Here is a 24,315-nt window from a genome sequence, read left to right on the forward strand (position 1 = left end):
CGGCTGTGCGTTCGGGCGCTTGCGAAGCAGTGCTTCGCAAGCAAAGCGCCCTCACCCATGGGGGCTTGGCCGCGGCATCCATGCCGCGGACACTCCCGCAACCGGACCCACCCCGCCTTCGACAGTTTTCCGCGATCTGTCGGAACGGCGTACTGCTCTGGTAGGTGTCGACCTTGGTCGACACGGTAGATCCACGTCATGCGTGGATGAATTCACTCGATATCTGACAGATGTGTCGACCAAGGTCGACACCTACCAACAGCCGCGTGAACCTGTCGAAGGTGGGGCGGTGTCGGAGTGCGGGGTGTCAGCCGCATGGATGCGGCTGCCAAGCCTTATCTGATCGGAATCTGGCAGCGTAGGTGTCGAGAGCCGGCGTGGGCCGCCGTGTAAGCCTGGATCTCGACGATCGCCATGTAGCAACTGTGTTGATGGAGGGGCCAAGCCCCTCCATCAACACAGTTGCTACATGGACGTACTTGCGGCGTCCCCGCACGCCGACACCGCCCCGCCAACCCACGGAATGCGTGCTGCTGCTGTTGTCGTTGAGGTTGCCGGCCAGCGGCCGGCACTACCAGGGGGGCAGGGCGCAGCCCTGCCGAAAAACACGCACAAAAAAACAGCAGGCCGAGGCCTGCTGTTTCGGTGTAATGGTGCGCCCGGAGAGATTCGAACTCCCGACCGCCTGGTTCGTAGCCAGGTACTCTATCCAACTGAGCTACGGGCGCCAATTACATAAACTTGTTGTGCTGACTGTGTATGGTGCGCCCGGAGAGATTCGAACTCCCGACCGCCTGGTTCGTAGCCAGGTACTCTATCCAACTGAGCTACGGGCGCGCGGTACACAATCAAATTTTACTGCATTTCCAGCGGCGGATGCTGAAAACCTGTCGAGTGGTGCGCCCGGAGAGATTCGAACTCCCGACCGCCTGGTTCGTAGCCAGGTACTCTATCCAACTGAGCTACGGGCGCCCTGCGACAGGAGCGGAATTATGCGGATGTCGGCGCGTACCGTCAACAGTTTTGTGAAAATTTTCATCCAACTGAATGAAAAAGCGGTCCGCCACAGCGTCAGGGGCCTTCAACCAGGCGAAATGATCCGCACGCGTGCCCAGTTCCTGCGCCGACAGCACGCGCAGCTGCGCGTCCACATTCGGCAGCTTGGCCAGCAATGTCTGCATCGATCCGGTCGGTGCCAACCAGTCGTGTTCCATCAACACCGCCTGCGCGCTGCCATGCACGCGCGCCATCTGTGCGTCGAGGTCTTCGTCCATGCCGGCCGCGGCATAGTGGTTGTTCAGGCCCACGCGCGCCCAGTCGGCGATCAGTCCGCGCGCTTCGGTGCCGCCGAAGCCGAGGCGCCGGCCATGCAGCACGCCCTGGCGCTGTGCGATCCACGGCAGGAAGCGGTAGACCAGTGGCAGCAGCCAGCCCCGCGGTGGTGGGAAGCCACGCCAGAACGGTGAGCCGCTGGCCGCCAACCACAAGCGGTTGAAGTGCTGCGGATTGCGGCCGGCATGCACGCAGGCCAGCTGACCGCCGAGGCTGTGGCCACCGATGATCCAGGGCAGCGCGCCGGCCTCGTCATCCGCCGCGACAAGGACCGCCTGGCTGGTGGGCAGATCCTGTTCGAGTACCTCGCGATAGCCCCAGTCCTGCGTGCGCGACGGCCGCAGTGAGCTGCTGCCATTGCCGCGCCACTCGTGCAGGTACACCGCCACGCCCTTCGCCGCCAGCGCCTGCGCCAGCGGCAGGTAGTGGCGCGCGGCCACGCCCAGTGCCGGCAGCCACAGCAGGCGCGCGATGGGCTGTGCAGGCACGCAGGCAATCACTTCGTAGCGATGGCCATCAGCGCACTGCACGGCGAGGACGTCCGGTGTGAGGCTCATGCGTGTGGTGCCGCGCCGAAGTGATCGAGCACCAGCACCTCGCTGCGGCCGGGGGCATAGCCCTGCTGCAGGCCGCGTGCAACGTAGTCGATACCGGCTTCGCAGGCATTGGCCAGGCTCAAGCCGTTGCACAGTTGCGCGGCGATGGCCGAGGCCAGCGTGCAGCCGGTGCCATGTGCGTCCAGCGGCAGGCGGGCATGGATGAATTCTTCGCTGCTGACGCCGTCGAAGTAGCGGTCGATCACGCGGTTGCCTTCCTGCAGATGGCCACCTTTGAGCAGCACCGCACCGGCGCCCAGGTCGAGCAGGGCGGAAGCGGCGCGCTCCGCGTCGTCGCCGTTGCCGATCTTCCGTCCGACCAGCAGCTCTGCTTCCGGCGTGTTCGGGGTGATCAGCGTGGCCAGCGGGATCAGCCGCTCGCGCATCGCCTGCAGGGCGCTGTCTTCCAGCAGGCGCGCGCCGCTGGTGGCGACCATCACCGGGTCCAGCACCACGTGTGGCGGGCGATGGCGCTCCAATGCATCGGCGACGGCATTGATCACCTCGGCGTTGGCCAGCATGCCGAGCTTCACCGCGTGGATGTCGAAGTCGTCGAAGCAGGCGTCCAGTTGCGCGCGCAGGAAATCGATCGGCGGTACATGCACGGCGATGACGCCGCGGGTGTTCTGCGCGGTCAGTGCAGCAATCGCGGAAAGGCCATGCACGCGATGCGCTGCAAAAGCCTTCAGGTCGGCCTGGATGCCGGCACCGCCGCCGGAGTCGGAGCCGGCGATGGTGAGGGCGGAAACGGGAGTGGTCGGGCTCATCCAGCGATTGTGCCGTGGTCACCGTAAAGGAGGTAGCGTCGCCGCTGATAGATGGGGTCAGATCCCTTTTCCGCAGGAAAAGGGATCTGACCCCCCGGAGCGCCGCCCTCAATGCCGCCAACGCGCCCACTGCTGGTACAGCACATAACCCAGTCCGGTCAGGCCGGTCAGCATGGCCGGGGCGAGCAGGGCGTCGTACTGCCAGCGCACGAACAGCCAGGCGCCGAGGATGCCGCCGGCGAGGAAGCCGCTGATGATCAGGCCGCTGAGGGTCAGTCGTCGCACCTGCAACGGCAGTCCGCGCAGCAGGTGGCCCAGGCCGATGCCGAGGTCGGTGAACATGCCGCTGAGGTGGGTGGTGCGCACCACCGCGCCGCTGAAAGTGGTGGCCATTGCATTCTGCAGGCCGCAGGCCATGGCGGCGGCCAGTGCGCCCCAGATCTGGTGCTGTTCGAACAGCGGAATGGACACCAGCAAAAGAGCCGATTCCAGCGCCAGCGCCACGCCGTAGCGTCGGCCCAGCTGCAGGGTGCTGTCCTGGATCAGCAGGCCGCTGAGCATTGCGCCCAGCGAGAACGCGATCAGCAGTCCCCACAGGTGTCCGACCGCGCGCCAGTCACCCTGGGCCAGTGCCATGCCGAGCTGGCTGGTACTGCCGGTCATGTGGCTGACCGCCTGGTGCTCGAAACCGAGGAAGCCGACCACGTTGACCATGCCGGCCACGCACGAGAGCGCGACCGCGCCGATCCAGACCCAGGTGGGCAGGCGTATTCCCATCGGCGGGGCCCCTCAGGGCCCGCCGAAGCCGCCGTTGAACTGCAGCTCGCTGAAGGTGTTGCTGGCCGGGTCGAACACCGCGCCCCAGAACTGCGCGCCGCCATCGCAGACGCGGATCGCTTCGCGGGCCGGATTGATGCCGCTGTCGTCGGGCAGGTGGAAGGCATTGATGTAGATCAGCCGTCGGCCTGCGCTTTCGATGCCGACGTACTGCCGGTCAAAGTCGAGCACCTTCGGCACCTGGGCCTCCAGCGAAGACAGATTCGCTTCCAGCTGGTCGATCTGCTGCCGGCTGGGTGCCCAGTAGCCGCTGACCCGCCCGGCCTCGCGGCCGGGGCTGGGCCGCGAGCAGGTGTCGAGCACCTGCGCGGCGATGATCGGGCGGGTGACCACCCAGGACTGGCCGGTGCGCTCGGCGGTGGGCACACTGGCCGGGCCGCGCGTAGTGGTGCAGGCGCCCAGCACGGCTGCGAGGGTGATTGCAGCCGTGGGCAGCAGCAGGCGGGTGCGGCGGTTCACAACACCTCCGAAGCGTAATCGGCCAGGCGCGAACGCTCGCCACGGCGCAGGGTGATGTGTGCACTATGCGGCCAGTTCTTGAAGCGATCCACCGCGTAGGTCAGGCCCGAGGTGGTCTCGGTCAGGTACGGGGTGTCGATCTGCTCGACGTTGCCCAGGCAGACGATCTTGGTGCCGGGGCCGGCGCGGGTGATCAGCGTCTTCATCTGCTTCGGGGTGAGGTTCTGCGCCTCGTCCAGGATCAGGTAGCGCGACAGGAACGTGCGGCCGCGCATGAAGTTCATCGAGCGGATCTTGATGCGGCTGGCCAGCAGGTCGTTGGTCGCCTGGCGCCCCCACGTGCCGCCTTCCTGGTTGTGCGTGAGCACTTCCAGGTTGTCGGTCAGCGCGCCCATCCACGGCGTCATCTTCTCTTCTTCGGTGCCGGGCAGGAAACCGATGTCCTCGCCGACGCTGACCGTGGCGCGGGTCATGATGATCTCGCGGTAGCGCTGCTGGTCCATCGTCTGCGCCAGGCCGGCGGCCAGCGCCAGCAGGGTCTTGCCGGTGCCGGCGGTACCCAGCAGCGTGACGAAGTCGATCTCCGGATCCATCAGTGCGTTGAGGGCGAAGTTCTGCTCGCGGTTGCGTGCGCTGATGCCCCACACGGCGTGGCTGCCGTGGCGGAAATCATCGACCAGCGACAGCACCACCTTGCCGTCACCGACCACGCGGCTGACGCGCAGCTCGACTTCATCTTCGCCGGGCAGGTAGACGTACTGGTTCGGGTACCACTCCTCGCCGTCCTGCGCCTGGATTTCGTAATGGGTACGGCCCTTGTCGCTCCAGCTGCGCAGGTCGTCGCCGTGGCGCTTCCAGAAGTCTTCCGGCAGCTCGGTAGCGCCGGTGTAGAGCAGGCTGAAATCGTCCAGCGCGCGGTCGTTCTCGTAGTCCTCGGACACGATGCCGGCGATGGCGGCCTTGATCCGCAGGTTGATGTCCTTGGAGACGAACACCACCGGCAGGTCGGGGGTTTCTTCCTTCAGGGCCAGGATCGCGCCGAGGATGGCGTTGTCCGGGATCACCTTGCCGAAGCTCTTGCCAGCGTCGAAATGGCTGGTCTGGAAGCGCAGCTTGCCGGCGCTCTGCTTGCCGCGCAGCTGCAGCCCATTCGGGCGCTGCAGCGGAATGCCGTCGGCCAGGTTGTCCAGGCCGGAGGCCTGCACCAGCTCGTTGAGGAAGCGGCTCACTTGGCGGGCGTTGCGGCTCGCTTCGGAGGTGCCCTTCTTGCCGTTGTCCAGCTCCTCGATCACCTGCATGGGCAGGTAAACGTCGTGCTCCTCGAATTTGAACAGCGCGGTCGGATCGTGCATCAGCACGTTGGTATCCAGCACGTAGATGCGCTTGCCTCGGGTCATCGTCGATTCCTGGTTACGGACAGGGAAAAACCACCACGGCCTGCTGCCGGGCAGGGTGATGGCAGACACAGTAGGCAGTGGGACTCACTTGGACTGGGAGGCCTTCAGTTCGGCGAGAACGGCATCGGCATGGCCGGCGACCTTGACCTTGCGCCAGGACTGCACGATGCGGCTGTCGGGGGAAATCAGGAAGGTGCTGCGTTCGATGCCACGTACCTGCTTGCCGTACATGTTCTTCATCTTGATCACGTCGAAGGCGCTGCACAGCGCTTCGTCGCCATCGCTGACCAGGGGGAAGCCGAAGCCCTGCCTGGCACAGAAATTGTCGTGCGACTTCACCGAATCGCGCGAGACGCCCAGCACGACCGCGCCGGCCTTCTTGAACTTCGGCAGCAGCGCGTTGAAGTCGATACCTTCGGTGGTGCAGCCGGGAGTGCTGTCCTTGGGGTAGAAGTACAACACCAGCCACTGGCCGGCATAGTCGCCGAGGGTGGCCTGGTCGCCACCGGACAGCGCCAGCGGCAGGGAGAGGGTGGTGCTGTCCAGGGTATCGCCGTTGTTCATGAGGTCCTTCTGTCGAGCCTGGGTTCTTTCCAAGACAATTGCATGAAACGCCACGCGCCCGTGAGAGGCGCGCGAAAAATCAGGAATTCATTCAGAACTTCATCGGGTCCATGATCGCGTCCAGGTTCAGGTGGTCGCAGAACTCAAGGAAATCGTCGCGCAGCGCGGCGATGTGCATGTTGGCCGGCACGCCGATGGTGACCTGTGCACTGAACATTTCCGCACCGGTCTGCATGGCGCGGTAGCGCGTGCTCTGCAGGTTCTCGATGGTGATGCCCTGGCGGTCGAAGAAGTCGGCCAGCTGGAACAGGATGCCCGGCTTGTCGGCGGCGATCACTTCGACGATGTACGGCAGCAGGTTGGACTGCGCCTGCTTGGCGGCGGTGCGGTACCAGACCAGCTTCAGGCCCTCCTCGCGCTCCAGCCGGGTCAGCATCGCCTCGAGCTTGGCCACCGAGTCCCAGGAGCCGGTGGCCAGGGCGGTGACCGAGACATCGCGGCCGACCGTGGCCAGGCGTGCGTCCACCAGGTTGCAGCCGCTGTCGGCGATGCGGCGGGTGACGGACAGCAGGGGGGACTCCGGATGCGTCGTATAGGCGTTGATCAGGAGGTGGTTTTCGCTCGGCGCGGGGCGCGGGGTGGTGTCGGTCAAGGCGATTCCGGGTAATGCATGCGTGAGTCTGAATGCCCGCCAGAGGCGGGGATCCACCGGTGTCCAGCATACTTGCCCGTGCTTTCGCGCCGCAAGTAACATTCAGGCCGCCCCCAGCCTTTCGTGGCGGGCGTTTCCCTTCCCAGCCAAGAGCAGCACGTCCTTGTCCCTTTCCGGCCTCATCACCGCGCTGGCGACCCCGTTCCGGGCCGACGGCGCCCTCGATCCCGATGGTTGGCAGCGCCTGCTGCACCTGCAACTGGAGGGTGGCGTCCATGGCGTTGTCGTGGCTGGCTCGACCGGCGAAGCGGCGACCCTGACCGATGCCGAGTACGACCAGCTGCTGGCCAGCGCCGTCGAACGCATCGGCGGCCGCATCCCGGTCATGGCCGGCACCGGCCTGTCGGGCACCGCCAAGACCATCGAACAGACCCGCCGTGCCGCCGCCCTTGGCGCCAGCCACGCACTGGTGGTCACCCCGCCGTACGTGCGGCCGACCCAGGCTGGCCTGATCGCGCACTATCGCGCGGTGGCCGACCAGGGCGGGCTGCCGGTCGTGCTGTACAACGTGCCCGGCCGTACCGGCTGCGACATGCAGCCGGAGACCGTGGCCGAGCTGGCCAGCCACCCCAATATCGTCGGCATCAAGGAAGCGGTGGGTGACACCGGCCGGGTGCAGGCGCTGCTGGCGCTGCGCAGCCCGACGTTCGCGGTGCTCAGTGGCGACGACGGCACCGCCGCGCGTTCGATCCGGGCCGGCATCGATGGCCTGATCTCGGTCGGTTCCAACGTGCTTCCGGGCGCGTATCGCCGGATGTGCGAGCTGGCTGCCGCGCACGACCACGAAGCCACCGAGTCGTGGGACGCGCGCCTGCATCCCTTCCATGATTTCTGTGGCGTCGAACCCAACCCGATCCCGGTCAAGGCGCTGCTGCGCCGCATCGGCATCGGCCATGACCTGCGCCTGCCGCTGCTGCCGCTGTCGGCAGCACATCATCCCGCGGCCGACCACCTTGCCGGCGACATCGCCGCCCTCGAAGCCCTTTCCAGCCACTGACCTTCCGTCTTGGTCTGACCCAGGAGATTCACATGCGTCAATCCGTTTCCACTGTCCGCGTGCTGTCCTACGCCCTGCTTGCTGTAGCTGTTGCGGCCGGCACCACCGGCTGCTTCAAGCGTGGCGTCAAGGGCGACTACGCCCTGGCCCCGGAAATGCGCCCGCTGGAAGTACCGCCGGACCTGAACCTGCCCAACGCCACCACCGACAACAAGGTGCCGACACTGGCCTCGGCCACCAAGCCGGCGGCGCCGGTCGCCGCAGCCCCGGCGGTGGGCAACACCGGTTTCACCATTGCCGGTGGCAAGGATGAAGCCTTCGCCAAGGTCGGTACCGCGCTGGAAGGCGTCGAAGGCGTGACCATCGCCAGCCGCGCGCAGCTGCTGGGCTCGTACGACGTGGCCTACGAAGGCAGCAACTTCCTGGTCCGCGTGGTGGCGGTTGATGCAGGTGCCTACATCTCCGCGGTCGACCCGCGTGGCCTGCCGGCCACCGCCGAAGCGCCGGTGAAGCTGATCGCCGCGCTGAAGGCGAAGCTGGCTCAGTAAGGGTCGCCCTGGTGGAGGCCGACCTTGGTCGGCGCTTCCGTGCCAACCAAGGTTGGCACCTACCGGAAGACGTGCCTTGGTAGAGGCCGACCTTGGTCGGCGCTTTTGTGCCAACCAAGGTTGGCACCTACCGAGAACAGAAAAGGGCGCCATGGGCGCCCTTTTCCGTTGCCGCCGCGGGCGCTTCTCAGCGCTCCAGCAGCTTCAGCTTGTCCGGCTTGCCGTCCCATTCGCCGGCGTCGGCGGGCGGGTCCTTGCGCACGGTCAGCACCGGCCATTCCTTCGCCAGCTCGGCATTGAGGGCAACGAAGCCTTCCTGGCCGGCGGGGACGTCGTCCTCGGGGAAAATCGCGTTGACCGGGCACTCCGGCTCGCAGAGGGTGCAGTCGATGCACTCATCCGGGTCGATCACCAGGAAGTTCGGGCCTTCGTGGAAGCAATCCACGGGGCACACTTCCACGCAATCGGTGTGTTTGCACTTGATGCAGTTTTCGGTGACGACAAAGGGCATGGGCTGGGGGTGGATCGATTCCTGAACCCGCCAATTCTAGAACAGGTTGGCCCCCGGTGTCGGGATGGGACGGAAAACGGGCGTCTGGCAGGCGCGGCCATTGGCGGCACGGCAGGGCGTGTGCGAGGCTGCGCGACAACCGGTCCTGGTGGCCGGGCTCCCTTCCCAGCAGGATCGTCCATGTCCCAGGCCCCGTCCCGCACCGCCTCCCACGGTGGTGAAAACACAGCGTTCATCGTCCTGATCAGTTGCGTGGCCACGCTTGGTGGCTTCCTGTTCGGCTTCGACAGTGGTGTCATCAACGGCACGGTCGATGGCCTGCGCCAGGCCTTCAACTCCAGCGAGGCGGCGCTGGGTTTCGAAGTTGCCTCGATGCTGCTGGGCTGCGCGGTCGGTGCATTCCTGGCCGGTTGGTTGGGCGACCGCCTGGGGCGCCGTGGTGTCCTGATCGTGTCCGCGCTGATGTTCCTGGTCTCGGCGCTGGGCGCCGGGGCGGCCCACGCGTCCTGGCTGTTCATCGCGGCCCGCGTGCTGGGCGGCTTTGCGGTGGGGGCGGCCAGCGTGATGTCACCGGCCTACATCGCCGAAGTCGCCTCGGCGCGCTATCGCGGCCGGCTGGCCACGGTGCAGCAGATGGCCATCATCTGCGGTTTGTTCGCGGCCTTCCTCAGCAATTACCTGCTGGCCCGCGCCGCCGGCGCCTCGACCGAGCCGCTGTGGCTGGGCCACGAAGCCTGGCGATGGATGTTCTGGATGCAGGCGCTGCCCTCCGCGCTGTTCCTGCTGTTGCTGCTGGTGATTCCGGAAAGCCCGCGCTTCCTGGTGCTGAAGGGCCGCCAGGGGCAGGCGAGTGTGGTGTTGTCGCGACTGTACGGCGAGGCCGCTGCCCGGGCCAAGCAGGCCGAGATCGAAGCCAGCCTGGCACAGGACCAGCACAAGCCGCGCTTCGGCGACCTGCGCAGCAGGGCTACCGGCAGGCTGCGCCCGATCCTCTGGGTGGGCATCGGCCTGGCCATGTTCCAGCAGCTGGTCGGCATCAACGTGGTGTTCTACTACGGCGCGGTGCTGTGGCAGGCGGTGGGCTTCTCTGAAAGCGACGCACTGCTGATCAATGTGCTGTCCGGCGCGCTGAGCATCGGCGCCTGCCTGCTCACCGTGCTGCTGATCGACCGCATCGGGCGCAAGCCGCTGCTGTGGGTCGGCTCGGTCGGCATGTCGGTGGCGCTGGTGCTGATGGTGGTGGCGTTTGCCAGCGGCAGCCTGGCCGGCGGGCGCCTGCAGCTGTCCGATGGCATGGGGCGGCTGGCGCTGGTCGCCGCCAACGTCTACGTGGTGTTCTTCAACATGTCCTGGGGCCCGGTGATGTGGGTGATGCTGGGCGAGATGTTCCCCAACCAGATCCGCGGCCCGGCGCTGGCGGTGGCGGGTGCGGCGCAATGGACCTCGAACTTCGCGATCACCGTGACCTTCCCGATGCTGCTGGCCGGCATCGGCCTGGCCGGCGCCTATGGCATCTACGCGGTCGCGGCGATCCTCTCGATCGTCTTCGTGGTCCGCTACGTACGCGAGACCAAGGGCAAGGAGCTGGAGCAGATGGAAGGCTGACGGCGACTGGCTTCGGTTGCGTTCCATCGGCGCCTGCTTGTCCAGAGTGTGAGGGGGCAGGCCGCCCTCTCCAGGACACGCAAGAGCCCATCCATGGTGCTCGATGGCGCCTTGCTCGCGTGCGCTGTCCTGCGCACTCGGCAAGACCAGGCTTGGGCTCCTGCGCAACCCGTCGGGCGCATGCGCCCAACCCATCGCGCCAACGGTCCTGGAGAGGGCGGCCTGCCCCCTCCTGACAGTTTCATGGTGCGTGCGGATGCGGCGAAGCGCTGGTCGGTTGTTGCCGCAGCTGGCGGGAAACCGTCCAGAGTCGGTGGGGTCCCCCAGGGCAGGACCGTTGGCGCCAAGGATGGCGCCATCGAGCCCCCATGGATGGGTTCACGGCGTGTCCTGCCCTGGGGGACCCCACCGGCTCGAGCCGATTGCAGGGAGGCGCCAAAGCGACCAACCCGACCGCAATCACTGCAATCCCGGAAAACAGAAAAGCCCGCACAAGGCGGGCTTTTTCGGTTCCTGCTGCGGCGACTGGCGCTCCCTAGGGGACTCGAACCCCTGTTTTAGCCTTGAGAGGGCCACGTCCTAACCACTAGACGAAGGGAGCGTAACTGTGTCGCTGCCGAGGCAGGAGCGCTAGTATATGCACCTCGATGCCATTGGGCAATCCCGAAACTTCAACCGGAAGCGCCAACATCATTTCCTCTGCTACATCACCGTTCAGCCTGCGCGTCATCCCGCGCGACCAGCACACGATCTCCCGCAAGGACATCAGCCCGAACGCCCTGCGCGTGCTTTACCGCCTGCGCGATGCCGGCTTCGGCGCCTACCTTGTCGGCGGCGCGGTGCGCGATCTGCTGGTCAATGGCCAACCCAAGGATTTCGACGTGGCCACCGACGCCACGCCCGAGCAGGTCAAGCAGCTGTTCCGCAACTGCCGCCTGATCGGCCGCCGGTTCCGCCTCGCCCACGTAGTGTTCGGTCGCGAAATCATCGAAGTCGCCACCTTCCGTGCCAACAGCGATGACGGCAGCGGCGACCGCGAGATGGAAAACGGCATGCTCGTGCGCGACAACGTGTACGGCACCATCGAAGACGACGCCATCCGCCGCGACTTCACCTGCAACGCCCTGTACTACGCCATCGAGGACTTCTCGGTGCGCGACTACACCGGTGGTTTCGAGGACGTGCAGGCGCGCCTGATGAAGCTGATCGGCGACCCGGTGCAGCGCTACCAGGAAGACCCGGTACGCATGCTGCGAGCGGTGCGCCTGGCGGCCAAGCTCGGCTTCCAGATCGAAGAGGGTACTGCCGCGCCGATCCCGCACCTGGCCGGCCTGCTCAACGAAGCCGCGCCAGCGCGCCTGTTCGAGGAAGTGCTCAAGCTGTTCCTGTCCGGACACGGCGTGGCCAGCTTCGAAGGCCTTGAGCGTTACGGCCTGCTCGACGTGCTGTTCCCGGAAAGCGCCAAGGCGCTGAAAGCCAACCGCACCGGCGCGCTGCGCCGCATGCTGGTCGAGGGCCTGGCCAATACCGATGCGCGGGTGGCTAACGACGAACCGGTCTCGCCGGCGTTCCTGTTCGCGCTGCTGCTGTGGCCGGCGTTCTGCCGTGCACAGGCGACCCTGCTCAAGCAGGGCGTGGCACCGGAAGAGGCGCAGCGCCGCGCCGCCGACCGCGTCACCGTGCAGCAGTTGAGCACCATCGCGCTGCCGCGCCGCTTCTCGCTGCCGATGCAGGAAATCTGGCTGCTGCAGTCGCGCTTCAGCTCGCGCCAGCGCAAGCGCGTGTTCCGCACCCTGACCCATCCGCGCTTCCGTGCCGCGTTCGATTTCCTCAGCCTGCGCCAGGTGGCGTCGTCCGAGCACGCCGCCGATGTCGAGTTCTGGCGCGAAGCGCAGGCGCAGTCCGGTCGTGAGCTGGAGTCGTCGCTGGATGCGATGCACAGCGAAGATGGCGACGACGAGAGCGGAGCGCCGCGCAAGCGCCGCCGTCGCCGCCGTCGTCCGGGTGCCGCGGCCGGTGCAGCGGGCGAGTAAGCGATGACCCTTGCCTGGATCGGCCTCGGCGCCAACCTCGGCGACGCGGCCGCCACCGTCGGCGCGGCGATTGCCGCGCTGGACGGCCTGCCCGGGACCCGGCTGCGCCAGGCCTCGCGGCTTTACGCAACGCCGGCCTGGGGCAATGAAGACCAGCCGCCGTTCGTCAATGCGGTGGCCTCGGTCGAAACCACCTTGCCGGCCGATGAGCTGCTGCAGGCCATGCTGGCGCTGGAGCAGCGCTTCGGTCGCACGCGTGATCCGGCAGTGCACTGGGGCCCGCGCGCGCTGGACCTGGACCTGCTGCTGTATGGCGCGCAGGCGCTCGACCAGCCTGGGCTGAAGGTGCCGCATCCGTACCTGCACGAGCGTGCCTTCGTGCTGGTGCCGCTGGCCGAAATCGCGCCGGAACTGGCAATTCCTGGCCATGGACGCGTGCAGGATGCAGTGATGCGGGTCGATGCCTGCGGGATCGCGCCGATAGGGTGATAATGCCCGGGTTATCTCCCCCGGTTATCAGCACATGAGCACCCACGCAGACAGCAAGCCCTGGACCGTTCCCGCCCTGGCCGAGGCCAAGCGCAATGGCCAGAAGCTGGTCATGTTGACCGCCTACGACGCCGGCTTCGCCCGCACCTTCGATGCCAACGGCGTCGATCTGATCCTGATCGGCGATTCGCTGGGCATGGTCGTGCAGGGTCATGATTCGACCCTGCCGGTGACCGTGGCCGACATGGTCTACCACACCCGGGCCGTGGCCCGCGTGCTGCAGCGTGCGCTGCTGGTGGCCGACCTGCCGTTCGGCGCCGATGCCACCCCGGAACGCGCGCTGGATGCCTCGCTGCAGCTGCTGCAGGCCGGTGCCGAGATGGTCAAGATCGAAGGTGCCGGCTTCAAGGTCGACATCATCCGCTACCTGGTCGAGCGCGAGATTCCGGTCTGCGCGCACCTCGGCCTGACCCCGCAGTCGGTGCTGCGACTGGGCGGCTTCAAGATCCAGGGCCGCGGCGATGCTGCGCGCCAGCTGGTGGAGGACGCCAGGGCCGTGGCCGCCGCAGGCGCCAGCATCATGGTGCTTGAATGCGTGCCGACCCCGGTCGCTGCCGAAGTGACCGCTGCGGTGGATGTGCCGACCATCGGCATTGGCGCGGGCCCGCAGTGCGATGGCCAGGTGCTGGTGCTGCACGATTTCCTCGGCCTGGACAGTGGCCATCGCCGTCCCAAGTTCGTCAAGGATTTCCTTGCCGAAGGTGGCTCGGTGGCCGGTGCCACCCGCGCCTTTGCCGACGCGGTGCGCGACGGCAGCTTCCCCGACGAACAGCACGCCTACGCCCAATGATCCAGACCTTCAACGAGCTCGGCGCGTTGCGCGAGCAGATCGCCCAGTGGAAGCGTGAGGGCCTGCGCGTGGCGCTGGTGCCGACCATGGGCAACCTGCATGGGGGGCACCATTCGCTGGTGACCCTGGCCCGCCAGTACGCCGACAAGGTGGTGGCGAGCATCTTCGTCAATCCGACCCAGTTCGGCCCCAACGAGGATTTCAGTCGCTACCCGCGCACGCCCGAGGCCGACGTGGCCGGGCTGGAGCAGGTCGGCTGCGATGCCGTGTGGCTGCCCAGCGTGGAGACGATGTATCCGCTGGGCGTGGACAGGACCACGCGCATGCACGCGCCGGGTGTCAGTGAAGTGCTGGAAGGCGCCAGCCGCCCGGGGCACTTCGATGGCGTCTGCACGGTGGTGGCGCGCCTGTTCCTGCAGGTGCAGCCGGACGTGGCCGTGTTCGGCCGCAAGGACTACCAGCAGCTCGCCGTGATCAGGCAGATGGTGGCCGAGCTGTCGTTCCCGATCCAGATCGTCGGTGCTGAGATCGTGCGCGACGAGGATGGCCTGGCCAAGAGTTCGCGCAACCAGTACCTGAGCGACGAACAGCGCCCGGTCGCGACCACCATCCACCGCACCCTGCTGGGCATGCGCGAGGGCTACGTGGCGGGGCAGGCACGTGATCGCATCGAAGCCGACGCCACGGCCGCATTGCAGGCAGCCGGGTTCCAGGTCGACTACGCGGTGCTGCGCACCCCGGAGCTGGCCGAGCCGACCTTCGACGGCGGTGGCCGCGTGGCGCTGATTGCCGCGCGCCTGGGAACCACCCGGTTGATCGACAACCTGGAGTTCTGAGTTCCGGCGGCGCCGCGCGATGCATGGGGTCAGATCCCTTTTCCAGGGGAAAAGGGTTCTGACCCCGGTTTCACCGCCTACCTGAACAGGTTGCCGGCCGTGATGCCCCGCGCTGCGCGGGTGCTAGAATCCGCTCTTTCCTTTGCCGTTGCAGCGCCCCCATGCACCTGTCCCTGCTCAAGACCAAGATCCATCGCGCCACCGTCACCCATTCCGAGCTGAACTACGAAGGCTCGATCGCCATCGATGACAACCTGCTGGCTGCCACCGGCATCCGCGAGTTCGAGCAGGTGCACATCTGGGACGTGACCAATGGTGCGCGTTTCTCGACCTATGCCATCCGCGCCGAAGCCGGCAGCGGCGTTGTCTCGCTCAACGGTGGCGCTGCGCGCCACGTGCAGGTCGGTGACATCATCATCATCGCCGCGTTCGCCAGCATGACCGAGCAGGAAGCTGACAGCTTCAGGCCGAAGCTGGTGTACGTTGATGGCAACAACCAGATCACCCACACCAACGACACGATCCCGACCCAGGCCGCATGACAACGAACAACGGATTCGACTCGCTGCATTCCCACGCCCAGCGCCTGAAGGGCGCAAGCATTCCCAGCCTGCTCGCCGCCGAACCCGGCCGTGTACAGGAGCTGGCGCTGCGGGTCGGTCCGTTGTACGTCAATTTCGCACGGCAGAAATACGATGCCGCGGCGTTGCAGGCGCTGTTGGCGCTGGCTGCCGAGCGTGATGTCGGCGGTGCCATCACGCGCCTGTTCCGCGGCGAACAGGTCAACCTGACCGAAGGGCGCGCTGCGTTGCATACCGCGCTGCGCGGCGATGTGGTCGATGCGCCGGTGGCGGCCGAGGCCTATGCCACCGCGCGCGCGATCCGCCAGCGCATGGGCGTGCTGGTGCGCGCGCTGGAAGACAGTGGCGTGACCGATGTGGTCAGCGTCGGCATCGGTGGTTCCGACCTTGGCCCGCGCCTGGTCGCCGACGCGCTGCGTCCGGTCAGCGGTGCGCGCCTGCGCGTGCATTTCGTCTCGAACGTGGACGGCGCCGCCATGCAGCGCACGCTGGCCACGCTGGATCCGGCCAAGACCGCCGGCATCCTCATCTCCAAGACCTTCGGTACGCAGGAAACGCTGCTCAACGGCCAGATCCTGCACGACTGGCTGGGCGGCAGCGAGCGCCTGTATGCAGTCAGCGCCAATCCGGATCGCGCCGCCAAGGCCTTCGCGATCGCCGCCGATCGCGTACTGCCGATGTGGGACTGGGTGGGTGGCCGCTATTCGCTGTGGTCGGCGGTCGGTTTCCCGATCGCGTTGGCGATCGGCTTCGAGCGCTTTGAGCAGCTGCTGGAAGGCGCCGCACAGATGGATGCGCATGCGCTGGATGCACCGCTGGAGCGCAACCTGCCGGTGCTGCACGGCCTGACCGACATCTGGAACCGCAACCTGCTGGGCCATGCCACGCATGCGGTGATGACCTATGACCAGCGTCTGGCGCTGCTGCCGGCCTACCTGCAGCAGCTGGTGATGGAAAGCCTGGGCAAGCGCGTGCAGCGTGATGGTGCGCCGGTCACCACCGACACCGTGCCGGTGTGGTGGGGTGGGGCAGGCACCGATGTGCAGCACAGCTTCTTCCAGGCGCTGCACCAGGGCACCAGCGTCGTTCCGGCCGACTTCATCGGCTGTGTGCACAACGATGATCCCTACACGATCAATCACCAGGCGCTGCTGGCCAACCTGCTGGCACAGACCGAGGCGCTGGCCAATGGCCAGAGCAGCGATGATCCGCACCGCGATTACCCGGGCGGGCGGCCGAGCACGCTGATCCTGCTCGACGCGCTGACCCCGCAGGCACTGGGTGCGCTGATCGCCATGTACGAACACGCCGTGTACGTGCAGTCGGTGATCTGGAACATCAACGCGTTCGACCAGTTCGGTGTCGAGCTCGGCAAGCAACTGGCCAGTGGCCTGCTGCCGGCGCTGCAGGGCGAGGATGTGGCGGTTGCCGATCCGATGACCCGCGAGATCCTGGCGCAGCTGAAGCGCTGATGCTCTGGTAGTGCCGGCCGCTGGCCGGCATCCAGGTGATGCTTCAATCGTTCATGAGGTTGCCGGCCAGCGGCCGGCACTACCGCAGCGGATGGGTTGCCGGCCAGCGGCCGGCACTACCGTGTCACCGGCTCGGGTCGCGCTCCGGGCTTGGCCGCTTGGCCAGTTTGCGCTGCAGCGAGCGCCGGTGCATGCCGAGAAGGCGCGCGGCCGCTGACACGTTGCCGCCGGTCTCGTGCATCGCCTGCTGGATGTGTTCCCACTGCAGGCGGCTGATCGGCGTCATCGCATCGGGCACTTCCATTTCGCCATCGTCGGCCGGGCCGTCGTCTTCCTCGCCGAGGGCGCGCAGGATCATCGGCACCGTGGCCGGCTTCGGCAGGTAATCATCCGCACCCAGCTTGATCGCCTCCACCGCGGTGGCGATGCTGGCGTAGCCGGTCACCAGCAGGATCCGCATGTCCGCGCGCAGCGCGCGCAGCGGCTGGATCAGTGCCAGGCCGGAATCGCTGCCCAGCTTCAGGTCGATCAGCGCGAAGGCCGGTGGATGCTGCCGGGCCAGCGCCAGCGCACTGGCGGCATCCTGTGCGGTCTGCGTTTCAAGCCCCTTGCGGGCCAGGCTGCGTTGCAGGGTACGCAGGTACAGCTCGTCGTCGTCGACCAGCAGGCCCAGGGTGGAATGGTGAAGGCTCATGGGGTGTCCTCGCGTGGGGCCAGCGGCAGGCGGAAGCCGACGCGGCTGCCGGCCCCCTGGGCCGGGCGCATCCACATCTCGCCGTCGAGGCGTTCGATGGTGGCATGGGACAGGGCCAGGCCGACGCCCATGCCCTCGCTCTTGCTGCTGCCGAACAGCTTGCCCGGCAGCACGGCGGCACGGGCGTCGAAGCCATGGCCGTAGTCGCGGACTTCGCCGATCAGGTCGTCGCCTTCGATGCGCAGGTCCAGGTCCACGCGTGGCCGGCCGGCTTTCTCGCCGGCATCGGCGGCGTTGTTGAGCAGGACCATCAGCAGATGGCCTACGCCCGGGTCCAGCGGCAGCCGCAGCGGCGCATCATCGTTGCGGTGCAGGTCGATGGTCGGCCGCACCAGGCGCCATTGCTCAAGCACCTGCTGTGCGCTGGAATGGCTGCGGCCCGGTGCGTCGGCCGAGGCCGGAGCAGCCAGCGCCAGCACGCGCTCCCGGCACTGCACCAGCAGCTCGCGCAGGGTTTCCATGTCCTCGCGCACTTCCGGCTCTTCGCTGCGCTCGGCCACATCGTCGGCCAGCAGGGTCATGGTCGCCAGCGGCGTGTTCAGTTCATGCGCCACCGAGGCGGCATGGGTGGCCAGCGCGACGATGCCCTCGTTGCGGGCGAAGCGCTCGCGCAGTGCCGACAGTTCCAGTTCGCGCTCCCGCAGGGCCAGCGCCAGCCGGGTGGAGAAGGCCAGTACCACCGCGGCGGAGATCAGGAAGTTGGCGACCACGCCCCAGCGATTCAGGTCCTGCGCGCGGAAATAACCGTCCGGCAATGGCTGGCCGAAGATGCCGCTGGCGGCGTAGCCGAGCAGGCAGGCCAGTGCGACCGCCAATGCCCAGCGCAGGGGCAGGGCGAACGCGGCCAGCGCGATCAGGATCAGGAACAGCGAGCTGAACGGGTTGGCCATGCCGCCGCTCCAGCCGACCATCCAGGTCAGGATGATCACGTCCACCAGGATGTGGCCGAACGCGGTCAGCGGTGCGGTGTCAGCCGCGTCCGGACGCAACTGGGTATAGATGTTGAACAGGGCCAGCACCGCCACGCCGGCCCATAGCGGCAGCTGCGGCAACGGCAGGCCCAGCACCCAGGTGGCAACCAGGATGGTGGCGGCCTGGCCGCCTACGGCAAGCCAGCGCAGGCTGCACAGGGTACGGAGAAACGGGGCGTCGGGACCGGTCATTCACGCTCATCGTATGCGTTCACGGGCGGCTGTGCCTGCGACAATCGGCCGCAGCCGTGCCACCGGCTGAATGCGAGTCACCCGGAATGCGGGGGCGGGCGGTAGAATGCGCCCATGCACGACGCCGTCACCCGCCCGACTCCTCCCTCCGATGCCACCTCCTGGCCCCGCCGCCAGACCCATGCCGTGCAGATCGGCGGGGTCACCGTAGGCGGAGGCAAGCCGGTCGTGGTGCAGTCGATGACCAACACCGACACGTCCGACGTGGCCTCCAGCGTGAAGCAGGTGGCCGAGCTGTGGCGGGCCGGTTCGGAAATGGTGCGTTTGACCGTCAATACCGTGGAAGCCGCTGCGGCGATCCCGCGCATCGTCGACAAGCTGGCGATGATGGGCATCGACGTGCCGCTGATCGGTGATTTCCACTACAACGGCCACCAGCTGCTGACCGCCGAGCCGGCATGTGCCGAAGCGCTGGCCAAGTACCGCATCAATCCGGGCAACGTCGGCTTCGGCAAGAAGAAGGATCTGCAGTTCGCTCAGTTGATCGAGTTCGCGATCCGCTACAACAAGCCGGTGCGCATCGGTGCCAACTGGGGCTCGCTGGACCAGGCCCTGGCGGCGAAGTTGATGGACGAGAACAACCTGCGCGAGCAGCCCTGGGATGCCGGTCGCGTGCTGCGCGAGGCGCTGATCCGTTCGGCGCTGGATTCGGCCGAGCAGGCGGTGGAGCTCGGCCTGCCGCGCGATCGCATCGTGCTGTCGGCCAAGGTCAGTGGCGTGCAGGAGCTGATCGCGGTGTACCGCGACCTGGCCCAGCGCTCCGATTTTGCCCTGCACCTGGGCCTGACCGAGGCCGGTATCGGCAGCAAGGGCATCGTCGCCTCGTCGGCGGCGCTGAGCGTGCTGCTGCAGGAAGGCATCGGTGACACCATCCGCATCTCGCTGACCCCGGAACCGGGCCAGTCGCGCACACAGGAAGTGATCGTCGCCCAGGAACTGCTGCAGACCACCGGCCAGCGTGCCTTCACGCCGCTGGTCACGGCTTGTCCGGGCTGCGGCCGCACCACCTCCGAGTTCTTCCAGGAACTGGCCAAGGTGGTGCAGAACCACGTGCGCGAGAAGATGCCGCTGTGGAAGATCCACCATCCGGGTGCGGAGAACATGACCCTGGCGGTGATGGGCTGCATCGTCAATGGGCCGGGTGAGTCGCGGCACGCCAACATCGGTATTTCCCTGCCGGGCACCGGCGAAACCCCGGCCGCGCCCGTGTTCGTCGATGGCGAGAAGAAGGTGACCCTGCGTGGCGAGAACATCGCCCAGGAGTTCGTCGCCCTGATCGACGATTACGTCGAACACAAATATGTCCGAAGCGCCGGATAAGCCTGCGATCCTCGCTGCGCCGGAGTCCGCCTCCGGTTTCCGCCACTGGATGGCCCGCAATGCCTGGCGCCTGGTGCTGCTGTTCGGTGGCGTGCTGCTGCCGTTGGCGGGTTTCGTCGCGCTGGCCGACGAAGTGCACGAATTTGAATCGTTCCATTTCGATGCGCCGCTGCTGTGGCAGATGCATGGCCTGCACTCACCGCTGCTTGACCGCTTCTTCGTGCTCATTTCCAGGCTGGGCTACGAATGGTTCCTGATTCCCGCCGACGTGCTGATCATCGGCGTGCTGCTGGGCTACCGGCGTTGGCGTGAGGCCACCTTCGTGGCGGTCAGCTTCGTCGGCTCGGCGCTGCTGAACATGGGCAGCAAGCATTTCTTCCAGCGCCAGCGCCCCAGCCTGTGGGAATCGATCGCGCCGGAATCGACGTTCAGCTTTCCCAGCGGCCACGCGATGGGCTCGATGACCCTGGCCGTGACCCTGGTGCTGCTGGCCTGGAACACCCGCTGGCGCTGGCCGGTGCTGCTGCTGGCGCCCGCGTTCAGCCTGCTGGTCAGCGTCTCCCGGGTCTATCTGGGCGTGCATTACCCCTCCGATATCCTGGCCGGATGGTGTGCCGCGCTGGTTTGGGTGGTAGGGTGCTATCTGGTCATGTTCAGTCGCCGGCATCCTTGGCGACGTCAGGATTCGCCGCCAGCGACGGCCAGCGAAGCATCATCACAGGGGGATTGACGTGGATGGCCCCTCCGGGGCGTCTACGTAATAGATCAGTTGTTTCGTTGCAGCAGGTTCTGCAAGACAGGGGGCAAGCACAACGCGCGGTACTGTGATGCGCAAGGCAGAATGCCCGGGTCGCATCTCGAACGCGCTTGCAGGGGTATCGGCGCCCTGCCTAGCTTGACCTGCAATGGCCGCATTCGAAGAGGTACGTGAATGACGATTCGAGTCTACCTGGTGGATGACCACGCACTGGTCCGCACCGGGATGAAGATGATCCTGTCGGGGGAGACCGACATCGAGGTGGTGGGCGAAGCCGAGACCGGCGAAGATGCGCTGCGCGACGTCCGCCAGCTGCTGCCGGACGTGGTGCTGTGCGACCTGCACCTGCCCGGCGTGAGTGGCATGGAGGTGACCGAGCGCATCGTCCGCAGCCATCGCAACACCCGCGTGGTGATCGTGTCGGTGCTGGAAGACGGTCCGCTGCCGAAGCGCTTGCTGGAAGCCGGGGCTGCGGGCTACATCGGCAAGGGCTGCGATGCACAGGAGCTGCTGCGTGCGGTGCGCGATGTGGCCATGGGCCGTCGCTACCTGGGCACCAGCATCGCGCAGAACCTGGCCTTGTCGACCGTTGAAGGCAACGGCTCTCCATTTGACAGCCTGTCGCCGCGCGAGCTGGAAGTGGCGTTGCTGCTGACCCAGGGCCTGCGCCAGGAAGACATCGCGCGGCGCCTGAGCCTGAGCGCGAAGACAGTGAACACGCACAAGGCGCGGCTGTTCGAGAAGATGGGGATCCACGACAACATCGCGCTGGCGCGCATGGCCAGCCAGTACGGGCTGGTGGATCCGGCACGGCCGCTGTAAGGGATTCGGCCAACGGCTGAGCCCTCCGCAGGGCCACCGACAGGTTCCGTGCGCCGTCACTGCCGATAGAGGAAATGTAGAGCCGAGCCTATGCTCGGCTGCTTTCCGGCCTGCGGGCGCGGAGCCGAGCATGGGCTCGGCTCTACAGCTGCGTCGGGCTCAGTGGCCGCGTACGCGCTTGATGATCTTCGCGGCGTCGGCGGCGCTGGCGCGCACCTTGTCCCACTGACCGTCGGCGATCCAGCTGCCCGGCACCATCCACGAACCGCCGATGCAGACCACGTTCTTCTGCTCGAGGTACTCGGCGGCGGTGTTTTCGGTGATGCCGCCGGTCGGGCACAGCTTGAGGTCGGCAACCGGGCCGGCCAGACCCTTGATCATCGCCAGCCCCCCCACGGCGGTGGCAGGGAACAGCTTGCACACGCGGAAGCCGCGCGCATACAGCGACAGCAGTTCGGTCGGCGTGGCCGCACCCGGCACTACCGGCAACGGTGCCGCCGCCAGCGCATCGGCCAGCGCCGGTGGCGTACCCGGGGTCACCAGGAAGTCCGCGCCCGCATCGATCGACTGCTGCATCTGCTCCACGGTCAGCACCGTGCCGGCGCCCACCACCACGTCCGGCAGCTCGCGCTTGAGCATCGCCAATGCTTCCATCGCCACTGGCGTACGCAGCGTCAACTCGATCGCCGGCAGGCCACCTTCCAGCAACGCCGCACTGACCGCACGCGCCTGGTCCAGCGTATGAATCGTCACCACCGGCAGGATGCCCGCCGCACGCAACAGCTCCGCCGCCTTCACCTGATGTTGTTCGATACCCATGCTTTTGCCCTTGCCTTTGCTCTTCTTGATTCAGTGGCCGCAGCGCAAATGACGCGCCGGGAATTGTCCAGGGCGCTCTACTGCCCAGGCCGGGAAGCCTGCCGCGGCTTTTCGCTTCAGGCGTCTTTTGCCTCATGCGGCGCCGCCGCCGCTGCGGCATCGTGCCCCAGCTCGTACTCCGCGTCGTATTCCCACGGCCCGCCATCGGCCGCCGCCGGCCCGCACGAAATCGAAATCGCACCCTGATCGGCCGGCCCCACCACGCGTCGGTTGATCGCGAACAGGTTGCGGCCCAGGTCATGCGCGGCAGGCGCCGTGTTCGGGGCCAGCGGACGCGCGGCCCACTCGGCCGCGTCCACCAGCACTTCCAGTGTGCCGGCCTCGCCATCAAGGCGGATCATGTCGCCCTCGCGGACCTTGGCCAGCGGACCACCGCGCGCCGCTTCCGGCGTCACATGGATCGCCGCCGGAATCTTGCCCGAGGCGCCGGACAGGCGGCCGTCGGTGACCAGTGCCACGCGCCGGCCCTGGTTCTGCAGCAGCCCCAGCAGCGGCGCGAGCGAATGCAGTTCCGGCATGCCGTTGGCACGCGGGCCCTGGTAACGCACCACCGCCACGAAGTGCTCGGGCAGCAGACCGCCGGCATGCAGCTTGTTCAGCACCTGCGGCGCATCGACAACCACGGCCGGTGCTTCGATCGTGCGGTACTGCGGCTTCACCGCCGACAGCTTGATCAGCGACTTGCCCAGGTTGCCGCGCAGCAGGCGCAGGCCGCCCTGGTGCTCGAACGGGTTGTCGACGCCACGCACCACTTCGTCATCGGCGCTGTGTTGCAGGCCCGGCAGGTAGACCAGCTGGCCGTCGCGCAGCTGCGGCTCGCGCGCGTAGTCGGCCATGCCGCCGCGCGCCACGCTGACCAGGTCACCGTGCATCAGGCCCGCCCTGATCAGCTCGCCGAACACGAAGGCCGGTCCGCCAGCGGCCGCGAAGCGATTCACGTCGGCCTCGCCGTTCGGATAGACGCGGGCCAGCAGCGGAATCAGCTGCGACAGTTCGTCGAAGTCGTCCCAGGTCAGCACGATGCCGGCGGCACGCGCCACTGCGATCCAGTGGATGGTGTGGTTGGTCGAACCGCCGGTGGCCATCAGCGCGATGACCGCGTTGATGATCGCGCGCTCATCGATGATCCGGCCCAGCGGACGGAAGTCGTCACCGAGCGCGGTGATGTCCAGTGCACGTTCGGTGGCTTCGCGGGTGAGGGCGTCGCGCAGCGGCGTGCCCGGATTGACGAACGATGCGCCCGGCAGCTGCACGCCCATCGCTTCCAGCAGCACCTGGTTGGAATTGGCGGTGCCGTAGAAGGTGCAGGTGCCGGCGCCGTGGTACGAGGCGGACTCGGCTTCCAGCAGCTCTTCGCGGGTGGCTTCGCCGGCGGCATAGCGCTCGCGCACTTCCGCCTTCTGCTTGTTCGGGATGCCCGGGGTCATCGGGCCGGCCGGCACGAACACCGCCGGCAGGTGGCCGAAGGCCAGCGCGCCGATCAGCAGGCCCGGCACGATCTTGTCGCACACGCCGAGGTAGACGGTGGTATCGAACATGTCATGGCTGAGGCCGATCGCAGTGGCCTGGGCGATCACATCGCGCGAGAACAGCGACAGTTCCATGCCGCCGCGGCCCTGGGTGACGCCGTCGCACATCGCCGGCACGCCGCCGGCCACCTGTGCGGTGGCACCCAGCTCGCGGGCGATCTCGCGGATCTGCTCGGGATAGGTCTCGAACGGCTGGTGCGCCGAGAGCATGTCGTTGTAGGCGGTGATGATGCCCAGGTTCGGCGTCACGCCGCCGCGCAGGCGGCTCTTGTCGGTACCGCCACAGGCGGCGAATCCATGGGCGAGGTTGCCGCAGCTCAGGCGGCTGCGGAACGGGCCTTCGCGCAGGGAGGCGTCGATCGCGGCCAGGTAGGCGGCACGCGAGGCGGCGCTGCGGCGGATGACACGCTCAGTGATGGCTTGCAATTGCGGATGGAGGCTCATT

General features: G+C 67.1%; 24 protein-coding genes and 4 tRNA genes. 12 read left to right on the plus strand and 16 right to left on the minus strand.

Annotated features, from left to right (window positions below):
- Window positions 1-651: 651 nt before the first annotated feature.
- From AC5P7A_RS18550 to AC5P7A_RS18595, 10 genes are all read right to left on the minus strand, one after another.
- Window positions 652-728, minus strand: a tRNA-Arg gene (locus AC5P7A_RS18550).
- 32 nt (window positions 729-760) lie between these two features.
- Window positions 761-837: transfer RNA gene (locus AC5P7A_RS18555), tRNA-Arg, on the minus strand.
- 58 nt (window positions 838-895) lie between these two features.
- Window positions 896-972 (minus strand) — tRNA-Arg (locus tag AC5P7A_RS18560).
- The gene (locus AC5P7A_RS18565) at window positions 963-1,889 is read right to left on the minus strand and encodes an alpha/beta hydrolase family protein (protein ID WP_142234573.1); all 927 of its coding nucleotides are present in this window, start codon (window positions 1,887-1,889) and stop codon (window positions 963-965) included. Before AC5P7A_RS18565 ends, AC5P7A_RS18560 begins: the two co-directional genes overlap by 10 nt.
- Complete coding sequence (gene thiD, locus AC5P7A_RS18570; RefSeq protein WP_046429932.1) at window positions 1,886-2,695, minus strand: bifunctional hydroxymethylpyrimidine kinase/phosphomethylpyrimidine kinase; 810 nt, start codon at window positions 2,693-2,695, stop codon at window positions 1,886-1,888. The genes AC5P7A_RS18565 and thiD overlap by 4 nt, the downstream gene beginning before the upstream one ends.
- Window positions 2,696-2,803: 108 nt before the next feature.
- Window positions 2,804-3,472 carry a YoaK family protein gene (locus tag AC5P7A_RS18575; RefSeq protein WP_329889838.1) on the minus strand — a complete coding sequence of 223 codons (669 nt, stop codon included), beginning with the start codon at window positions 3,470-3,472 and terminating at the stop codon, window positions 2,804-2,806.
- Between the two features lie 12 nt (window positions 3,473-3,484).
- Window positions 3,485-3,991 (minus strand): hypothetical protein, encoded by a 507-nt coding sequence (locus AC5P7A_RS18580; RefSeq protein WP_014646741.1) that lies wholly within the window; start codon window positions 3,989-3,991, stop codon window positions 3,485-3,487.
- Complete coding sequence (locus AC5P7A_RS18585; RefSeq protein ID WP_014646742.1) at window positions 3,988-5,388, minus strand: PhoH family protein; 1,401 nt, start codon at window positions 5,386-5,388, stop codon at window positions 3,988-3,990. The genes AC5P7A_RS18580 and AC5P7A_RS18585 overlap by 4 nt, the downstream gene beginning before the upstream one ends.
- A gap of 84 nt (window positions 5,389-5,472) precedes the next feature.
- Complete coding sequence (locus tag AC5P7A_RS18590; protein WP_014646743.1) at window positions 5,473-5,952, minus strand: peroxiredoxin; 480 nt, start codon at window positions 5,950-5,952, stop codon at window positions 5,473-5,475.
- 91 nt (window positions 5,953-6,043) lie between these two features.
- Window positions 6,044-6,604, minus strand: coding sequence for a glycine cleavage system transcriptional repressor (locus AC5P7A_RS18595; RefSeq protein ID WP_005409051.1), 561 nt, complete (start codon window positions 6,602-6,604; stop codon window positions 6,044-6,046).
- Window positions 6,605-6,767: 163 nt separating this feature from the next.
- Between AC5P7A_RS18595 and dapA the strand changes: the two genes are divergently transcribed.
- Entirely contained in the window at window positions 6,768-7,661 is an 894-nt protein-coding gene (dapA, locus tag AC5P7A_RS18600) for a 4-hydroxy-tetrahydrodipicolinate synthase (protein ID WP_032960833.1), read from the plus strand.
- 32 nt (window positions 7,662-7,693) lie between these two features.
- The gene (locus tag AC5P7A_RS18605) at window positions 7,694-8,209 is read left to right on the plus strand and encodes a hypothetical protein (RefSeq protein WP_032960832.1); all 516 of its coding nucleotides are present in this window, start codon (window positions 7,694-7,696) and stop codon (window positions 8,207-8,209) included.
- A 187-nt stretch (window positions 8,210-8,396) separates the two neighbouring features.
- On the opposite strand, the gene fdxA is transcribed toward AC5P7A_RS18605, so the two are convergent.
- Window positions 8,397-8,720, minus strand: coding sequence for a ferredoxin FdxA (fdxA, locus tag AC5P7A_RS18610; protein ID WP_005409054.1), 324 nt, complete (start codon window positions 8,718-8,720; stop codon window positions 8,397-8,399).
- Between the two features lie 180 nt (window positions 8,721-8,900).
- On the opposite strand from fdxA, the gene AC5P7A_RS18615 reads away from it, so the two are divergent.
- Complete coding sequence (locus AC5P7A_RS18615) at window positions 8,901-10,325, plus strand: sugar porter family MFS transporter (protein WP_495220453.1); 1,425 nt, start codon at window positions 8,901-8,903, stop codon at window positions 10,323-10,325.
- A 526-nt stretch (window positions 10,326-10,851) separates the two neighbouring features.
- Here the strand turns inward: AC5P7A_RS18615 and AC5P7A_RS18620 are convergent.
- Window positions 10,852-10,926 (minus strand) — tRNA-Glu (locus AC5P7A_RS18620).
- Window positions 10,927-10,978: 52 nt separating this feature from the next.
- Here AC5P7A_RS18620 and pcnB point away from each other — a divergent pair.
- The 6 genes from pcnB to pgi all read left to right on the plus strand — a co-directional run bounded on the left by pcnB (window position 10,979) and on the right by pgi (window position 16,586).
- Window positions 10,979-12,358: a polynucleotide adenylyltransferase PcnB gene (gene pcnB, locus AC5P7A_RS18625; protein ID WP_032960826.1), complete on the plus strand. Its 1,380-nt coding sequence runs from the start codon at window positions 10,979-10,981 to the stop codon at window positions 12,356-12,358.
- 3 nt (window positions 12,359-12,361) lie between these two features.
- A complete protein-coding gene (gene folK, locus AC5P7A_RS18630; protein WP_495220454.1) occupies window positions 12,362-12,847 on the plus strand; it encodes a 2-amino-4-hydroxy-6-hydroxymethyldihydropteridine diphosphokinase in 486 nt (161 codons plus the stop codon).
- Window positions 12,848-12,881: 34 nt separating this feature from the next.
- Window positions 12,882-13,697: a 3-methyl-2-oxobutanoate hydroxymethyltransferase gene (gene panB, locus AC5P7A_RS18635; protein ID WP_014646749.1), complete on the plus strand. Its 816-nt coding sequence runs from the start codon at window positions 12,882-12,884 to the stop codon at window positions 13,695-13,697.
- Entirely contained in the window at window positions 13,694-14,533 is an 840-nt protein-coding gene (gene panC / locus AC5P7A_RS18640; RefSeq protein WP_014646750.1) for a pantoate--beta-alanine ligase, read from the plus strand. The genes panB and panC overlap by 4 nt, the downstream gene beginning before the upstream one ends.
- A gap of 161 nt (window positions 14,534-14,694) precedes the next feature.
- A complete protein-coding gene (gene panD / locus AC5P7A_RS18645; protein WP_014646751.1) occupies window positions 14,695-15,075 on the plus strand; it encodes an aspartate 1-decarboxylase in 381 nt (126 codons plus the stop codon).
- Window positions 15,072-16,586, plus strand: coding sequence for a glucose-6-phosphate isomerase (gene pgi, locus AC5P7A_RS18650; RefSeq protein WP_049442316.1), 1,515 nt, complete (start codon window positions 15,072-15,074; stop codon window positions 16,584-16,586). The genes panD and pgi overlap by 4 nt, the downstream gene beginning before the upstream one ends.
- Before the next feature lie 124 nt (window positions 16,587-16,710).
- Here the strand turns inward: pgi and AC5P7A_RS18655 are convergent, their stop codons facing one another.
- A complete protein-coding gene (locus tag AC5P7A_RS18655) occupies window positions 16,711-17,280 on the minus strand; it encodes a response regulator transcription factor (RefSeq protein ID WP_012510702.1) in 570 nt (189 codons plus the stop codon).
- The gene (locus AC5P7A_RS18660) at window positions 17,277-18,503 is read right to left on the minus strand and encodes an ATP-binding protein (RefSeq protein ID WP_032960817.1); all 1,227 of its coding nucleotides are present in this window, start codon (window positions 18,501-18,503) and stop codon (window positions 17,277-17,279) included. The genes AC5P7A_RS18655 and AC5P7A_RS18660 overlap by 4 nt, the downstream gene beginning before the upstream one ends.
- 114 nt (window positions 18,504-18,617) lie before the next feature.
- Here AC5P7A_RS18660 and ispG point away from each other — a divergent pair, with 114 nt between their 5' ends.
- The 3 genes from ispG (at window position 18,618) to AC5P7A_RS18675 (ending at window position 21,462) form a co-directional block, all read left to right on the plus strand.
- On the plus strand, window positions 18,618-19,883 hold the full coding sequence (ispG, locus tag AC5P7A_RS18665; RefSeq protein WP_087922229.1) for a flavodoxin-dependent (E)-4-hydroxy-3-methylbut-2-enyl-diphosphate synthase: 1,266 nt from the start codon (window positions 18,618-18,620) through the stop codon (window positions 19,881-19,883).
- Window positions 19,864-20,613: a phosphatase PAP2 family protein gene (locus AC5P7A_RS18670; RefSeq protein WP_014646755.1), complete on the plus strand. Its 750-nt coding sequence runs from the start codon at window positions 19,864-19,866 to the stop codon at window positions 20,611-20,613. Before ispG ends, AC5P7A_RS18670 begins: the two co-directional genes overlap by 20 nt.
- Before the next feature lie 201 nt (window positions 20,614-20,814).
- Window positions 20,815-21,462 carry a response regulator gene (locus tag AC5P7A_RS18675; RefSeq protein ID WP_005416124.1) on the plus strand — a complete coding sequence of 216 codons (648 nt, stop codon included), beginning with the start codon at window positions 20,815-20,817 and terminating at the stop codon, window positions 21,460-21,462.
- Between the two features lie 159 nt (window positions 21,463-21,621).
- Here the strand turns inward: AC5P7A_RS18675 and AC5P7A_RS18680 are convergent, their stop codons facing one another.
- A complete protein-coding gene (locus tag AC5P7A_RS18680; protein WP_014646757.1) occupies window positions 21,622-22,281 on the minus strand; it encodes a bifunctional 4-hydroxy-2-oxoglutarate aldolase/2-dehydro-3-deoxy-phosphogluconate aldolase in 660 nt (219 codons plus the stop codon).
- Window positions 22,282-22,397: 116 nt separating this feature from the next.
- Complete coding sequence (edd, locus tag AC5P7A_RS18685) at window positions 22,398-24,314, minus strand: phosphogluconate dehydratase (protein WP_032958604.1); 1,917 nt, start codon at window positions 24,312-24,314, stop codon at window positions 22,398-22,400.
- Window position 24,315: the final 1 nt, after the last annotated feature.

Source organism: Stenotrophomonas sp. YJH_SMC_65, from assembly GCF_059369475.1.

What these genes read in the sequence shown, in the direction of transcription:
- AC5P7A_RS18565 (WP_142234573.1), bottom strand. Translation starts at nt 1,889, where the DNA reads ATGAGCCTCACACCGGACGTCCTCGCCGTGCAGTGCGCTGATGGCCAT.
- thiD (WP_046429932.1), bottom strand. Translation starts at nt 2,695, where the DNA reads ATGAGCCCGACCACTCCCGTTTCCGCCCTCACCATCGCCGGCTCCGAC.
- AC5P7A_RS18575 (WP_329889838.1), bottom strand. Translation starts at nt 3,472, where the DNA reads ATGGGAATACGCCTGCCCACCTGGGTCTGGATCGGCGCGGTCGCGCTC.
- AC5P7A_RS18585 (WP_014646742.1), bottom strand. Translation starts at nt 5,388, where the DNA reads ATGACCCGAGGCAAGCGCATCTACGTGCTGGATACCAACGTGCTGATG.
- AC5P7A_RS18590 (WP_014646743.1), bottom strand. Translation starts at nt 5,952, where the DNA reads ATGAACAACGGCGATACCCTGGACAGCACCACCCTCTCCCTGCCGCTG.
- AC5P7A_RS18605 (WP_032960832.1), top strand. Translation starts at nt 7,694, where the DNA reads ATGCGTCAATCCGTTTCCACTGTCCGCGTGCTGTCCTACGCCCTGCTT.
- fdxA (WP_005409054.1), bottom strand. Translation starts at nt 8,720, where the DNA reads ATGCCCTTTGTCGTCACCGAAAACTGCATCAAGTGCAAACACACCGAT.
- AC5P7A_RS18615 (WP_495220453.1), top strand. Translation starts at nt 8,901, where the DNA reads ATGTCCCAGGCCCCGTCCCGCACCGCCTCCCACGGTGGTGAAAACACA.
- folK (WP_495220454.1), top strand. Translation starts at nt 12,362, where the DNA reads ATGACCCTTGCCTGGATCGGCCTCGGCGCCAACCTCGGCGACGCGGCC.
- panB (WP_014646749.1), top strand. Translation starts at nt 12,882, where the DNA reads ATGAGCACCCACGCAGACAGCAAGCCCTGGACCGTTCCCGCCCTGGCC.
- panC (WP_014646750.1), top strand. Translation starts at nt 13,694, where the DNA reads ATGATCCAGACCTTCAACGAGCTCGGCGCGTTGCGCGAGCAGATCGCC.
- panD (WP_014646751.1), top strand. Translation starts at nt 14,695, where the DNA reads ATGCACCTGTCCCTGCTCAAGACCAAGATCCATCGCGCCACCGTCACC.
- pgi (WP_049442316.1), top strand. Translation starts at nt 15,072, where the DNA reads ATGACAACGAACAACGGATTCGACTCGCTGCATTCCCACGCCCAGCGC.
- AC5P7A_RS18655 (WP_012510702.1), bottom strand. Translation starts at nt 17,280, where the DNA reads ATGAGCCTTCACCATTCCACCCTGGGCCTGCTGGTCGACGACGACGAG.
- AC5P7A_RS18660 (WP_032960817.1), bottom strand. Translation starts at nt 18,503, where the DNA reads ATGACCGGTCCCGACGCCCCGTTTCTCCGTACCCTGTGCAGCCTGCGC.
- ispG (WP_087922229.1), top strand. Translation starts at nt 18,618, where the DNA reads ATGCACGACGCCGTCACCCGCCCGACTCCTCCCTCCGATGCCACCTCC.
- AC5P7A_RS18670 (WP_014646755.1), top strand. Translation starts at nt 19,864, where the DNA reads ATGTCCGAAGCGCCGGATAAGCCTGCGATCCTCGCTGCGCCGGAGTCC.
- AC5P7A_RS18675 (WP_005416124.1), top strand. Translation starts at nt 20,815, where the DNA reads ATGACGATTCGAGTCTACCTGGTGGATGACCACGCACTGGTCCGCACC.
- AC5P7A_RS18680 (WP_014646757.1), bottom strand. Translation starts at nt 22,281, where the DNA reads ATGGGTATCGAACAACATCAGGTGAAGGCGGCGGAGCTGTTGCGTGCG.
- edd (WP_032958604.1), bottom strand. Translation starts at nt 24,314, where the DNA reads ATGAGCCTCCATCCGCAATTGCAAGCCATCACTGAGCGTGTCATCCGC.